The following is a 14,357-nucleotide window of genomic DNA, read 5'->3' on the forward strand; positions in this document are numbered from 1 at the left end:
TTATCTTCTTTTGTTGACGTTTGATCGGGAGGAAAAGTTTCACATGACAGAAACATCCAACTTTGTTATGATGAAAATCACCAAGCGAATAAGTTTATGAAACTACTAGGGGAGCCTGAATGGGCTGAGAGGAAAGCGAGCAAGCTTTCTGACTCTTACGAACCTGATCTGGTTAATGCCAGCGGAGGGAAGTAGTCTGACGATACGTGTATCGACTTACTGCATACCAGGCCAGGTCCTCTAAGGATCTGGCTTTTTTATTTGTTTCCATTCAACTCCCATACGGAAAGGTGGTGGAATATGAAAAACACAAAGTTACTCACAACGATGGCTGTACTTGTTGCCATTGGAACGCTCGGGGCTCAATTTCTCTGGTTCCCGGCTGGAATTGCAAAAGCTTATCCTGTCCAACATGCGGTTAATGTGGTCGCGGCGGTGGTGCTTGGACCCGTCCCGGCGGTCATGATTGCTTTTGTCATCGGGCTCTTACGTTTTTTATTAGGGCTCGGCACCTTTCTTGCTTTTCCGGGCGGAATGTTTGGTGCATTGTTGGCAGGGCTTTGTTACCGGATGTTTGAAAGAAAAAGTTCTGCGGTGATTGGTGAAGTGCTGGGCACTGGAGTCATCGGGGCTTTGGCATCTGTCCCGATTGCAAATGTCTTGATGGGAAGTTCAGCTGGTGTTTTTGCGTTTGTTCCTTCTTTTGTCGTAAGCAGTGTCTCGGGAGCATTGATTGCTGCCTTCATTTTATCACGAGTGAAAGTTGAAAAGATGATCTTACAACCATAATACACGGAAACTGCTAGGGGCGCGAGTATTCGCTGAGATAAGGACATATTCCTTGGTCCCTCAATACCTGATCCGGGTCATGCCGGCGGAGGGAAGTAGTAACAATCCCCTTCTGTCCTCTAGTAGCTTCCGAGAATAATAGGAGGCTCTATCATGTCTTTTTCCAATCAATTAAGAAAAGAAAATCAGGATATCTATCAAAGAATCTTCTCCCATCCTTTTATCCAAGGCATCGGAAAAGGGGAGGTTCCAAAAGAAGCCCTCATTCACTATATCAAGGCTGATTATGAGTATTTGAATGCCTTTATGCACGTCTATGGAATCGCGATTTCCAAGTCTCCTTGCAGGGAAGACATTCAATTGTTTAATGAACAAATCGATTTTGTATTAAACAGTGAAGTTCACCCTCACAACAATTTTTGTGAACAAATTGGCGTTCCCTATGAAAAACTGCAAGGGTATCCATTGCCGCCGACCGCTGATCACTATATTAAACATATGCTTTTTCATGCCCATCATGGAAACTTGGGTGAAATAGTAGCAGCTTTGCTCCCGTGCCCTTGGACCTATTATGAAATCGGGATGGAGCTGATGAACACCTATCATCCAGAACCTGATCACCCCTTCCTCCCGTGGATTGAGTTTTATGCCAATACGGAAGTGAAGAGTCTGACGGCAGTGTTATGTGAACGGCTTGATCAGTGTGCTGAACGTGCGTCTGAACTGGAAAAGCACCGGATGAGAGAAGCCTTCCGAAAAAGTTGTCAGCTGGAATACGCCTTTTGGGATATGGCTTACACACAAGAGCAATGGCCTTGTGAAAAGGAGGGTGTGAGATGACGAAAGTATCATGTGCGTTGACGATCGCCGGAACAGATCCGAGCGGAGGAGCGGGTATTCAAGCAGACTTGAAAACGTTCCAGGAGCTGAAGAGTTACGGCATGAGTGTTGTGACCTCAGTTGTTTCTCAAAATACGACAGGTGTGAAGGATGTCCACCACCTCCCGGAAAACTTTATTATGAGTCAACTGAAAGCTATTTCTGAAGACATGCCTGTTCATGCATTGAAAACAGGAATGATTGCAAACAAGAATATGATGAGAGTCATTAGTGAATGGTTGGATGAGGTAGAGGCTCCTTACGTCATGGACCCTGTCATGGTTGCCCAGAGTGGGGACCCGTTGATTGAAAAAGAAGACCAGCGCTATTTGAAAGAATATCTTGTACCAAAGACATCGCTTGTCACTCCCAACATTCCGGAAACGGAAGTGCTTGTTGGAGGGAAAATTGAAACTGAAGCAGATATGAAAGAAGCGGCTGAAGCAATCGTGAAAGACTTAGGTGCGGATGCGGCCCTTGTGAAAGGGGGCCATCTTAATGGAAGAGCGGTTGATTTTTTATATGATGACGGGCGTGTCTATGAATTTGAATCCGAACGTATTGATTCTTCAAATACGCACGGCACAGGGTGTACGTATTCAGCAGCCATTACGGCTTACCTGAGCTAGGGGCACGCTTTGCCACAAGCTGTCAAAGAAGCCAAATACTTTGTAACAGAAGCGATTCGCCACTCTTTCAACTTAGGAAAAGGAAGCGGACCGACCAATCATTTTGCTTTACGTGAGGAGGTTTTCAACAAATGGCTGTAAGTGTTATCGATAGAGTAAGAGAAAAACGGCCACTGATCCATCACATTACGAATTCGGTCGTCATGAATTTTACAGCGAACGGACTTCTTGCTTTCGGCGGATCCCCGATTATGGCTACTGCTAAACAGGAGGTTGAAGATGTCACCCGATTGTCTCAAGGGCTTTTATTGAATATCGGGACGCTTCATGAAAACAAGGTGGAAGCGATGATTCTTGCAGGGAAAGCAGCGAATGAGATCGGCATTCCGATCGTCCTCGATCCTGTCGGCGCCCCTGCAACCCGCTATCGTTCAGAGGCATGCCAGCGAATCTTGCAGGAGGTGAAGCCGACCGTCATTAAAGGGAATGCCGGGGAACTCGCCCATCTCGTCGGTCAGGATGTGGAAACGAAAGGGGTAGACTCAACAGGGAAAGCTGACCTTGAATCCATCGTTCGCCTGGTAGCAGAAAAATACCAAACTGGAGCCGTCTGTACAGGTGAAAGGGATCTCGGATGCATGAGAGGAGAGGTTTTTGTCAACGAAACGGGTCACCCGCTTCTTGCTCAAATTACAGGATCCGGCTGTTTGTTAGGTTCCTTGCTTGCAGCAGGCTTATCTGTAAAAGGTGAGCCTAAAGTGAAGGTTTTGGGAACATTAAGCCATTATGGCCGGGCGGCCGAACATGCTGCGGCTCATCCTGATGTGAAAGGACCAGGGACATTCATTCCGAGGTTTGTCGATGCTTTATCCATGGGGGATAAAACATGAAAGCTTCTATTCTTAGAAAATACTTCGTTATGGGCAGTCAAAACTGTAACAAAGATCCATTGAGCATTTTGGATGAAGCGATCCAAGCCGGAATTACATGCTTTCAGTATAGAGAAAAAGGGGAAGGGGCACGAACTGGAGAAGCGAAGTACAGTCTCGGCCATAAGATCCGCCAACGTTGTGCTGAAGCAGACATTCCATTTATCGTCAACGATGACGTTGAACTTTTTGATGTGCTTAAAGCCGATGGAATCCACGTGGGACAGAGTGATCGAAGTGTGAAAGAGATTCGTTCAAAATATCCAGATGCAATCATTGGATTATCAGTATCCGATCGGAGAGAATTAGAGCAAAGTCCTGTCCACCTTGTCGACTATTTAGGTGTGGGGCCGATGTACAGGACAACCACGAAGAAAGACGCCAACCCTGTAGCAGGGCCTGAATGGGTGAAGGTCGTCAAAAAAGCGTTTCCTGACATGCCCGTAGTAGGTATTGGAGGCATTCAACCTGAAAATGCTGATAAAGTGATGGAAGCAGGAGCAGACGGAGTCGCTGTCATTTCAGCCATTACACACGCGACGGATATACCGGCAGTTGTACAAGCGATATAGCAAAAAGGAACTCATGCCGAAGCATGAGTTCCTTTTATGCTGTGAAGTAGGATGAGTCCCACTTCACACACAAACCTTTTTACTCCCAGGTTTTTGATGACTATTAAACCTAAGTCTTCCACCAATCAAATTCTAATAGCTGTATAGCTGAAGATATGTTGGACTTAGTATCTGAAACGACTGACTTGTTCCTGAAGATTGCCAGCTTCTTGAGCTAATGTTTCACTCGCAGATGTAATCTCCTGGATGGATGCATTTTGCTGCTCTGTCGTAGCGGCCACGTGCTGGGATTGTTCCGAAGCCTGGACAGCAAAGTTCTTAACCGCTTCAAAAGACTCTACGAGACTTTGAATATGATGAGTCATCGATTGGATGGATCCTGTGATATCGTTCATCCCTCCAGACAGATCATGGACATCTGCCGTAATCGTTTTAAACGTTTGTTCAGCTTCTCCGACCACATTCACCCCGGATTTGACAGCATCATCACTTTTATTCATAAACTGGACGGCTTCATGGGTTTTTTGTTGGATATCATGTACCAGCTCCATGATGTGATTCGCCGATTGACTGGACTGCTCGGCCAGTTTCCTCACTTCCTCGGCTACTACAGCAAAGCCCTTTCCATGTTCACCTGCCCGAGCTGCTTCAATGGCTGCATTCAACGCGAGCAAGTTCGTCTGTTCAGAGATATCTGTAATCAGAGATACGATTTTGCCAATTTCATTGGATTTTTTCTCGAGAACCTGAATTGTACCACTTGTGGTATTGGTATGATCATTGATTTCATGCATTTGCTGTAGGGCAGTATGAATAAGATTCTCTCCTGATCCGGATGTTTCAGCGGTCTGATTCGACTTTGCTGAGAGGTCGATCATTTGTGTGGAAATGGCTTGAATATTTGATGATATATCATGAATCCATTCGGAAGATTCATTGGCATTGTCCATCTGTTGATCAGATCCTGCTGCTACTTCTTGAATAGCTGTGGTTACTTGTTCTGCCGCAAGTGAGTTTTCTTCCGCGTTGGCATTCAATTGTTGGGAAGCGGCTGCCACTTGTTCTGAAGAAGCAGAAACAGACTGGATCAGCGCCTTCAGGTTGTTTTTCATTATATTAAAATTTTCCACGAGCACGCCTATTTCGTCCTTGTTCGACACTTGAAGGTCGGCTGCGGTGAAATCTCCTTCAGCAATCCTTGTAGAGTGGTCAGATAACTGTTTGATCGGTTTTGTTAAGCGATTGGAGAAGAACCATATGATGATGGCACCTAAAATCAACGATACTCCAAGCGTGATTAATAATGTGTTTAAGATCTGACTGGCTCCGCTGTTGAAATCCATCATGTATGTGCCTGAGACGATAATCCAGCCCCAAGATGGTTCGTAAAGGGAGTAGGATACTTTAGGGGCAACGGTGTCAGGATCCCCCGGCAACGGCCATTCAAAATAGGTGAAACCGCCTCCGTTGGTTCCATTTGCGATAAGCTCCTGTGCGACCATGACTCCATTTGAGTCTTGGGATTCCCATATATTTTCCCCTTCAAGGGAAGGGTGGGCTAATTCGGTTCCCTTTTCATCCAACACGAAAAAGTAACCGTTTTCACCAAGGTCAATAGTTGAACTGATCGGACGAGTTCCATCTTCCTGCATGGGTCCGAGGAGTTGTTCTTTTACTGTTTCTTGTGCTTCTTCCAGGGAGAGGTTCCCTGCCTGAACCGATTGATTTGCAATTTCAATCATGTCCACCGCTTGTTCTACACTGTTTTTCAGGTTTGTCTTTCCAAGTTCATCAAGACTTCCTTTACTGGACTGGTAGCCGATCAATCCAATAATTAATGACGGGATAGCCAAAAGCAACAATCCCATAATGAATACCTTTGCCCGGATTGTCCGGTTCATTTTCCAAAAGCTTCTCATACTCCAAACCCCTTCTTCTGTGTCTTTTCTCTCTTTTCCTTAATATCGGAAGAAGGGGATGGATTTATATACGTGGCACAAAATTTGTAAATGTTTCGTGTGGAAAGTTTAAACCTTGCTTTGCAGACTGTCCCCAGGGTGAAGAACAGGTATATCGATATGAACCGTATCTGGATACTTAATTCCTGCCCCTGTATTGAGTACGACCACTTCATCCTCTGCAGAAATCCAGTTTTCTACTCTTAACTTTCTGGCAGCAGCAAATGCTGCAGCTCCTTCTGGACAGACAAAGGCCCCTTCTTTTTGTGCGATTCTTTTTTGCTCTTCCAACAGTTCCTGATCGCTGACGGATACAGCACATCCATTCGTCTCATATAGAGCGTCAAGAACGAGGAAATCCCCAATAGCTTTTGGTACATTGATGCCGAACGCAATCGTTTCAGAATCTTCCCAGAATGATGATTCCCTACGCCCTTGCTGCCATGCTTCCACGATCGGAGCACAGCCTTCAGATTGGACAGCTACGAGCCTTGGCATCCGGTCTTCAGCAATCCAACCAAGCTCCTGTAATTCTCTCAATGCTTTATGAATGCCAATTAATCCGACGCCACCACCTGTTGGATAGAGGATGACATCTGGAACGTTCCATCCTAATTGTTCGGCAATTTCCAGCCCCATTGTTTTCTTTCCTTCGATTCTGTATGGCTCTTTTAGTGTGGATACATCGTAGAGCCCGGATTTTTCTACAGCTTCTGCTACGATTTTACCAGCATCGCTGATGAGTCCGTCCACGAGAAAAAGGTTCGCCCCTGATAGCGCACATTCGTTACGAGTGATTTTCGGTGCGTCGACGGGCATGACGATGGTCGAATCCATAGATGCTCTTGAAGCATATAAGGACCAGGCGGCTCCGGCATTCCCATTCGTCGGCATAGCGAGTTCTTTCACTCCCAGTTCTTTCGCTTTCGATACGCCTACCGCAGCACCTCTTGCTTTGAACGATCCAGTAGGGATAATGCCTTCATCTTTCATATGCAGTGTACGGATATTCATGTCTGCTTGAAGAGTGGGGAGAGGGATCAACGGACTCATGCCTTCTCCTAAAGTAGTTTTGTATGTAGGGTCCAGGAGTGGTAAAAGTTCATGGTAACGCCAAAGGTCGGGGCTTCTCTCTTTCAGTTGCGCAGGAGTCCACGCCTCTTTCAGTGTGTCTATATCATAGCTTACGAGTAAAGGAGATCCGCATGTACATAGATGCTGAGGTTCGTTTACTTTAAAGGTTTCCTCACATTTCGGGCAGTACAAATGAGATAAGTAACTGTATGTCATCATTATCCTCCTTCTATCCGGTTATTCGTATCTTAACATAAGAAGTTGATGGAAAGGTTTGTGACGACATTGTACTAAGGACATCCTCAAAACTTCATACACTTTTTACATTACAAGAAAAAATATCTTTGAATACAATGAAAGTACAGTAGTTTAAAAATTCAGAAAAATAGCGCGGAGGGGATGAGATGGTTCTTCCTTTTGACATTTTAGAGTATCACCAGCGTTTGGAAAAGACGAAGAAACGTATGGCTGATCAAGGAATTGACGTGCTTTTGATTACAGACCCGGCAAACATGAATTACCTTTCTGGTTATGATGCCTGGTCTTTTTATGTACACCAAATGCTTGTGATTATCATTGATGAACCACAGCCGCTATGGATTGGCCGTTATCAGGATGCGAACGGTGCACGGGTGACGACGTGGATCTATGATGAAAATGTCATTGCTTATCCGGACTACTATGTTCACTCAGATGTTTATCATCCGATGGATTTCATCTCAGATATTCTGCTTCAGATCGGTCAAGGGAAGAGGAAAATCGGGGTTGAGAAGGATCATTACTACTTTACCGCCAAAGCTATGGAAAGGTTGAAAAGGGGCCTGCCGAACGCCACCTTCCAAGATGCTGACCTGCTTGTGAATGGTGTCCGGATCGTTAAGTCTGATCAGGAAATCGAGTATATGAGACGGGCAGCGCAAATTGCGGACTTAGCGATGACCAAAGGGGTGGAAAGCATTTATCCAGGCGTACGGGAATGTGATACTGCCGCTGAAATTTACTACCACATCGTCAAAGGGACTCCGGAGTTTGGTGGAGAATATCCAGCGATTGTACCACTGCTCCCGACAGGGGATCATACTTCTATACCTCACCTGACCTGGTCAGACAGGCCTTTTGTGAAAGGCAATGCTGTCATTGTCGAACTGGCTGGGTGTTATAAGCGCTACCATGTCCCTCTTGCCCGTACCGTTTCCATCGGGGAACCGAATGAAAAGATGAAACAAGTGGCTCCAGTCGTTTTGGAAGGTATTCAGAATGTACTCAACACGGCAAAGCCTGGGGTAACCTGTGGAGAACTTGAAGAAGTGTGGAGAAAGAGTATTAAAAAGCATGGCTATGAAAAGGAGGCCCGTTTAGGTTATTCCGTAGGTCTCAATTATCCACCAGATTGGGGAGAGCATACAGCGAGTATTCGAAAAGGGGACTCGACTGTCCTGCAGCCCAATATGACGTTTCATCTGATTCCGGCTCTATGGTTCGATACGGACGGAATTGAAATCAGTGAAACCTTCAGAGTTACAGAGTCTGGCAGTGAGCGTTTCACCACTTATCCGCAGGAGTTAATCATCCGTGATCGTATGGATTTAAGCGGACAAATCAGCTGAAGGGGGTAGGGGAAATTAGACTTTTTGAGCGAAAAGATATTGAAAAGGTCATTCGTCTCGACACAGATCTTATTAAAAAAATGGAAACAGCCTTCACCTCATTAGTGGAGAAAGAAACAACGATGCCACCGATCATGCGAGTGGATGTGCCTGATCATAATGGTGAAGTGGATATCAAGTCCGCCTACATCAAAGGTGAAGACAGTTTTGCTGTGAAGCTTTCTTCTGGATTTTTTAATAACCCAGCTCTAGGGCTTCCGAGCGCAAACGGGCTTATGATCCTTATTAATAGTCTTACGGGGGAGCCACTCGCGGTGTTGGCCGATGAAGGACGGCTGACAGATTTGAGAACGGCAGCTGCGGGAGCTGTGGCTGCACAATATGGAAGCAGGGAAAACAGCCGGATTGCAGGCATCCTTGGTACCGGGTCTCAAGCGCGTCTTCAGCTTCAAGCGCTTACGTTGGTTCGTCCTATTGAGCAGGTGTTCGTTTATGGGAGAAAACGTGAGAAAGCTTTGGAGTATAAACAAGAGATGGAGCAGGAATTGGGGCTTCAGCTGACCGTTTGTGATTCCGTACAACAAGTCGTAGGACAAAGCGATCTTATTGTGACCACGACACCATCCAAGGAACCGTTCATCTATGGAGATTGGATGAGACCGGGACTTCACATCACGGCTATGGGGTCAGACGCAGAGCATAAGCAAGAATTGGACGCCTCTGTTATGGAGAAAGCGGATGTCATCGTCTGTGATGTGAAAGCTCAGTCCGTCCGTTTGGGAGAGTTGCGTTCGTCACTAAAGGAGCAGGACCGTGCGATAGAGCTCGGGGAAGTGACGAGTGGAAGGCAGTTGTTCCGACAATCAGATAAAGAGATTACGATCTGTGATTTAACTGGAACAGGTGTGCAGGATACAGCGATTGCAAGACATGTGTACCATCGACTATTAGCTTGGGAGGGCGTTACGGATGAAAGACGCGAAGTTTAGCACAAAATCAATTTGGGCCGGTGAAAAAGAACAGCTTGCTTTCGGAGCGACACAAGTGCCTGTCGTTCACAGTGTTTCTTTTGGTTATGACGACATGGATGAATGGTATGAAGTAGCAGTCGGCAATAAGCCCGGACACATTTATGGAAGGAATACAAACCCGACTGTTCAGGCTTTCGAAGAAAAAATCCGCATTTTAGAAAATGCAGAAGCGGCTACAAGCTTTTCCACAGGGATGGCCGCGATTAGTAATACGCTTGGCACACTACTTTTCCCTGGAGATCGTGTGGTATCCATCAAAGATACGTACGGAGGAACGAATAAAATTTTTACAGAATTTCTCCCAAAACAGCAAGTGGAAGTCGTCCTGTGTGAAACAGGAGATCATGATGCATTGGAAGCTGAAGTGGCGAAAGGGTGCAAGGTGCTCTATTTAGAAAGCCCGACGAATCCGACAGTGAAAATTACCGATATCAAACGGATGGCTGCAGCCGGCAAGGCCGTAGGAGCAACCGTTGTTGTAGACAATACCTTTGCTACACCTGTGAATCAAAACCCTCTTGATCTTGGAGCCGACCTTGTCATCCATAGTGCGACGAAGTTTTTAGGCGGGCATGCCGATGCTTTAGGAGGAGCCGTATGTGGCAGGAAGAGCTTAGTCGAAGCGATTTATCACTACAGGGAAATTAACGGAGCTACCCTTGATCCAATGGCGGCTTATTTGCTTTTGAGAGGCATGAAGACACTGAAACTTCGAGTGGAGCAGCAAAATAAAAATGCCGCAGCAATTGCGGAACATTTAAAAACTTTCGACCTGGTTGAAGACGTTTTTTATCCCGGCCTCGCTTCTCACCCGAATCATCAGATTGCAAAACAACAAATGAAAGGGTATGGCGGGATGCTCAGCTTTGCTGTGAAAGGCGGGGTAGCCACTGTGCGAGATCTGTTACCTAAGCTGCAATTCGCCAACCGTGCTGCAAACCTAGGTTCAGTAGAAACCGTTGTTGGGCCTTCGAGAACGACAAGTCATGTGGAATGCACTCCTGCAGAGCGTGCAGCTATGGGTATTCCAGAAGGTTTGATTCGTTACTCCGCTGGCATTGAAGATATTGAAGACTTGAAAAATGACCTTTCACAGGCTTTCCAATCGTTACACACTTATGTGAAGAAGTGAGGAGGGAAGATGTGAAGACCGAAAATTCGGATCTCACTTTGCGCTCAGACCAGATTTTGGATGACTTAGTGGGGTGGCGGAGGGACTTCCACCGCTTCCCTGAACTAAGCTTTCAGGAAAAGCGAACAAGTGAAAAGTTAGGAGAAATATTAGAAAGCTTCCGGGCATTTGAAATCGAAAAGAATGTCGGAGGCTATGGAATCATTGCCACCGTCAGCCATGGGGAGGGCCCTGTTGTTGGGATTCGTGCGGATATGGACGCCTTACCCATCACGGAAACGGCGGACGTTCCCTGGGCTTCACAATATCCAGGCGTGATGCATGCGTGTGGGCATGATGCGCATATGGCCATTTTGCTCGGCATCGCACAGCTGTTGGCGGAAGATGCAAAGGCCGGACGTTTTCAAGGAACGATCCAACTGATTTTTCAGCCAGCTGAAGAAAGTTGTGATGCAAAAGGGGAAACCGGTGCGATGAAAATGTTGGAATCTGGAAAGCTTCATCACCTGGATGCCATTTTATCCCTACACATGTGCCCTTGGAGAAAATCCGGTGAAATCCAATGGAATGATGGACCGAGCATGGCAAACAATGACGAATTTCATCTGAGTATTCAAGGAATCGGCGGCCATGCAGGATATCCGCAGCATGTGAAAGACCCTATATGGATGGCGACTTATGTGTTGCAGGCGTTATACAGTCTGAATGGTCGAAAGGTAGATCCGCAAGATGTAGGGACAATCAGCGTCGGACAGGTGCACGGGGGTGACGCCAACAACGTCATTCCAGGCATGGTAGAAATTAAAGGCACTCTAAGATCTTATAAAGATGATGTCCGAGAAACGTTAGGCAAGGAAATTCATCAAGCCGCCAATCTCATCTCAGCGCTCGGAGGAGAATATTCTCTTCATATCCATCGCGGGGAACCCTCTTTAATCAACGATTCAAGAATCAACCGGATCATTAAGGAAGCGGCATACGGCCTGGAAATGTATGAAGAACCCTTTGGTATGGGGAGTGAAGACTTCAGTCATTTCACTAGAAAAATACCGGGAGCGATGTTTTTCCTTGGTTGCGGTCTAGAAAATGAACGGAGTCTCCATCAATCAGATTTTGATATTGATGAACATTCATTGCCGATTGGTGTAAGAGTGCTTTTGGAGAGTGCTTATTTAATACTTGAGCGGGGAGGAGTCCATTCGAGATGAAAATAGCCATGATCGGATTTGGAGGCGTAGGCCAGGCATTTGCGGAAATTGTGGAGGAAAAACACCGGGAACTACAGCAAAGTTACGGACTCGATGTGGAAATCGTGGCCATATCAGATGTCATGAAAGGCTCCATTTTCCAACCAGATGGGTTAAATGTTTCGAAGGTATTGGAGTGTGTAAAACGAACGGGATCTGTAGAATCCTATCCGTCATCCAGTCGGACGATTAAAGGATGGAACAGTGTAGAAACGATAGAGAAATCACAGGCGGATATCATCATAGAAGTAACCTACACCGATGTCAAAACCGGTGAGCCTGCGCTCACTCACTGCCATCGTGCTTTTGAGACAGGAAAAAGTGTCATAACAACAAACAAAGGTCCGGTCGCTCTCGCCTATCAAGAATTAACTGAAAAGGCGAATCAACATGACGTGTTTTTCGGTTTCGAAGGAACAGTCATGAGTGGTACGCCGGCGCTAAGGCTTCCGCTAGAAACTTTAGCTGGCAATGAAATTAAAGAAATCAGAGGGATATTGAATGGAACGACCAATTATATTCTTACCGCTATGGAAAGTGGAATGACATTGAATCAAGCATTAGAAAAAGCCCAAGCCCTTGGTTATGCAGAGGCCGATCCGACGAGTGATCTTGAGGCTTACGATGTGAGGTATAAAGCAGCTATCTTATCGAACCATGTGTATGGAGTTCATCTCGACCCGGATGAAATTTTCTGCACTGGGATTACTGGTTTATCAGTAGAAGATATCCAGGAAGCGGAACGGGCCGGAGAAAAATGGAAGCTGCTCGCACGTATTTCTCAAAACAAAGGCACAGTGAAGGCAACTGTACAACCGGAGCGCATAAAAAAGGATGATCTATTAGCTCGTGTTAGTGGTGCAACCAATGCGATCGTCTATGAATGTGATTTGTCTGGTCCGATCATGCTTACAGGCGCAGGGGCAGGGTTAAAGGAAACGGGGTTTTCCTTGTTGATCGACCTGATTCATTGCCATAAACAGAAGCAGGGAATCATAATCGGAGGAGGGAGTCACTCATGACGACGAAGGTGAAGAGTTATAAAATGCTTATCGGGGGAGAGTGGCGGGAAGGGTTACACAGTTTTGATGTAAGCAACCCGCAGAATAATGAAGTGCTGGCCACTGTTCCCTCTGCGACGAAGGAGGATATGGTTGAAGCTATTGAAACCGCCGATCGCACTTTTCGAATGAGAGATCCCATTCCTACACATGAACGGATCCGCATACTAAGTAAAGTTTCTGATTACATGGAGAGGGATCACGAAGCGTTTGCTGCAATCATTGCAAGTGAAGGCAGTAAAACGATTACCGAAGCTCGTTCAGAGGTCTCACGGGCCATTCAAACGATCCGGATCAGCGCAGAGGAAGCGAGAAGGTTGAAAGGAGAGACCATTAACTTCGATCAAAATCCGGGCAGCGAACAAAGAGTCGGGTATTATCAACGTTTTCCTATGGGAGTGGTAGGAGCCATCACTCCATTTAATGACCCGCTCAATTTAGTTGCACATAAAATAGGGCCAGCTTTAGCTTCAGGGAACGCGATTGTCCTCAAACCTGCATCAGCCACACCTCTAAGTGCACTGAAATTAGCAGAGGTATTCGAAGAAGCTGGACTTCCTGAAGGGTACCTTTCTGTTATTACTGGGTCAGGAAAGGAACTCGGCGATGTACTAGTTACACACCCGGCCGTCAAAATGGTTTCCTTTACGGGGGGATCGGATGCCGGAGAAGCCATTACAAGCAAAGCAGGAACGAAAAAAATAAGCATGGAACTAGGATCAAACTCGCCGGTCATTGTCTTAAGTGATGCAGACCTTTCAAAGGCTGTTCATGCTTGTTGCTCGGGTGCTTTTTCAGCGGCAGGGCAAAATTGTATCGGTGTTCAAAGGATCTTTGTGGCTAGAGAACTTTATCCAGCTTTTATCGATGGACTGGTGGAAGCTGCCGAAGCACTGAAGGTCGGCGATAAAATGGATGAAAGAACAGATGTAGGACCGATGATTAATGAAAAAGAAGCAGTCCGTGTGTCCGAATGGGTCGATGAAGCGTTAGGGATGGGAGCACAAATAGAAGCAGGTGGGGTCCGAGACGGAGCGTACTATTCTCCTACCATTCTGAGCCATGTGCCTTCAGATGCGAAAGTCATGGCTGAAGAAATCTTTGGACCTGTGGTTATTGTAAACCCTGTCACTGATTTAGATGAAGCCATTGAAAAATCCAACGCCGTGAATTATGGACTGCACGCTGGAATCTTCACAAACGATATTAACCAAGCTTTTAAAGCCATAAGGAAAATGGACGTAGGTGGACTCATGATTAATGACAGCAGCGATTATCGAATTGATGAAATGCCGTTCGGAGGTACGAAAGGATCCGGCATCGGTCGTGAAGGTGTACGTTTTAGCATAGAATCCATGACGGAACAAAAAGTCGTTTGTTTCCATCTTGATGAGTAGAAAGGCAGCCTAGTCCGTACGTTTGTGTTTGTTATCTCTTTGGTAGGGGAAT

General features: G+C 46.1%; 12 protein-coding genes, 1 pseudogene and 2 riboswitches. Of the genes and pseudogenes, 11 read left to right on the plus strand and 2 right to left on the minus strand.

Annotated elements, in window-relative coordinates; translation table 11 throughout:
• Positions 1–97 precede the first annotated feature (97 nt).
• Positions 98–207: riboswitch (TPP riboswitch) on the plus strand.
• A gap of 93 nt (positions 208–300) precedes the next feature.
• From thiW to thiE, 5 genes and pseudogenes are all read left to right on the plus strand, one after another.
• Positions 301–789 (plus strand): energy coupling factor transporter S component ThiW, encoded by a 489-nt coding sequence (gene thiW / locus LC065_RS05825; protein ID WP_226593168.1) that lies wholly within the window; start codon positions 301–303, stop codon positions 787–789.
• A gap of 5 nt (positions 790–794) precedes the next feature.
• A riboswitch (TPP riboswitch) is annotated at positions 795–900 on the plus strand.
• Positions 901–942: 42 nt separating this feature from the next.
• Positions 943–1,629 (plus strand): thiaminase II, encoded by a 687-nt coding sequence (gene tenA / locus LC065_RS05830; RefSeq protein ID WP_226593166.1) that lies wholly within the window; start codon positions 943–945, stop codon positions 1,627–1,629.
• A pseudogene (gene thiD, locus LC065_RS05835) lies at positions 1,626–2,438 on the plus strand (bifunctional hydroxymethylpyrimidine kinase/phosphomethylpyrimidine kinase). Before tenA ends, thiD begins: the two are co-directional and overlap by 4 nt.
• Positions 2,429–3,187: a hydroxyethylthiazole kinase gene (thiM, locus tag LC065_RS05840; protein WP_306163804.1), complete on the plus strand. Its 759-nt coding sequence runs from the start codon at positions 2,429–2,431 to the stop codon at positions 3,185–3,187. Before thiD ends, thiM begins: the two are co-directional and overlap by 10 nt.
• A complete protein-coding gene (gene thiE, locus LC065_RS05845; protein ID WP_226593160.1) occupies positions 3,184–3,798 on the plus strand; it encodes a thiamine phosphate synthase in 615 nt (204 codons plus the stop codon). Before thiM ends, thiE begins: the two co-directional genes overlap by 4 nt.
• Before the next feature lie 164 nt (positions 3,799–3,962).
• On the opposite strand, the gene LC065_RS05850 is transcribed toward thiE, so the two are convergent.
• Both LC065_RS05850 and LC065_RS05855 read right to left on the minus strand, forming a co-directional pair.
• Complete coding sequence (locus LC065_RS05850; RefSeq protein ID WP_226593158.1) at positions 3,963–5,717, minus strand: methyl-accepting chemotaxis protein; 1,755 nt, start codon at positions 5,715–5,717, stop codon at positions 3,963–3,965.
• Between the two features lie 108 nt (positions 5,718–5,825).
• Positions 5,826–7,046 carry a threonine synthase gene (locus LC065_RS05855; RefSeq protein ID WP_306163805.1) on the minus strand — a complete coding sequence of 407 codons (1,221 nt, stop codon included), beginning with the start codon at positions 7,044–7,046 and terminating at the stop codon, positions 5,826–5,828.
• A gap of 188 nt (positions 7,047–7,234) precedes the next feature.
• Between LC065_RS05855 and LC065_RS05860 the strand changes: the two genes are divergently transcribed.
• From LC065_RS05860 to LC065_RS05885, 6 genes are read left to right on the plus strand one after another with little or no spacing between them, the layout of a single operon-like run.
• Positions 7,235–8,437 carry a M24 family metallopeptidase gene (locus LC065_RS05860; RefSeq protein WP_226593154.1) on the plus strand — a complete coding sequence of 401 codons (1,203 nt, stop codon included), beginning with the start codon at positions 7,235–7,237 and terminating at the stop codon, positions 8,435–8,437.
• Positions 8,438–8,451: 14 nt separating this feature from the next.
• On the plus strand, positions 8,452–9,426 hold the full coding sequence (locus tag LC065_RS05865) for a cyclodeaminase (protein WP_371933445.1): 975 nt from the start codon (positions 8,452–8,454) through the stop codon (positions 9,424–9,426).
• Positions 9,407–10,600 (plus strand): cystathionine gamma-synthase family protein, encoded by a 1,194-nt coding sequence (locus tag LC065_RS05870; RefSeq protein ID WP_226593151.1) that lies wholly within the window; start codon positions 9,407–9,409, stop codon positions 10,598–10,600. Before LC065_RS05865 ends, LC065_RS05870 begins: the two co-directional genes overlap by 20 nt.
• An 11-nt stretch (positions 10,601–10,611) precedes the next feature.
• On the plus strand, positions 10,612–11,808 hold the full coding sequence (locus LC065_RS05875; RefSeq protein ID WP_306163806.1) for a M20 metallopeptidase family protein: 1,197 nt from the start codon (positions 10,612–10,614) through the stop codon (positions 11,806–11,808).
• Positions 11,805–12,869 (plus strand): homoserine dehydrogenase, encoded by a 1,065-nt coding sequence (locus tag LC065_RS05880; protein WP_226593147.1) that lies wholly within the window; start codon positions 11,805–11,807, stop codon positions 12,867–12,869. The genes LC065_RS05875 and LC065_RS05880 overlap by 4 nt, the downstream gene beginning before the upstream one ends.
• A complete protein-coding gene (locus tag LC065_RS05885) occupies positions 12,866–14,305 on the plus strand; it encodes an aldehyde dehydrogenase family protein (RefSeq protein ID WP_226593145.1) in 1,440 nt (479 codons plus the stop codon). Before LC065_RS05880 ends, LC065_RS05885 begins: the two co-directional genes overlap by 4 nt.
• Positions 14,306–14,357: the final 52 nt, after the last annotated feature.

The sequence above is a fragment of the Halobacillus litoralis genome (genome assembly GCF_020524085.2).
Taxonomy (GTDB): domain Bacteria; phylum Bacillota; class Bacilli; order Bacillales; family Halobacillaceae; genus Halobacillus; species Halobacillus litoralis_E.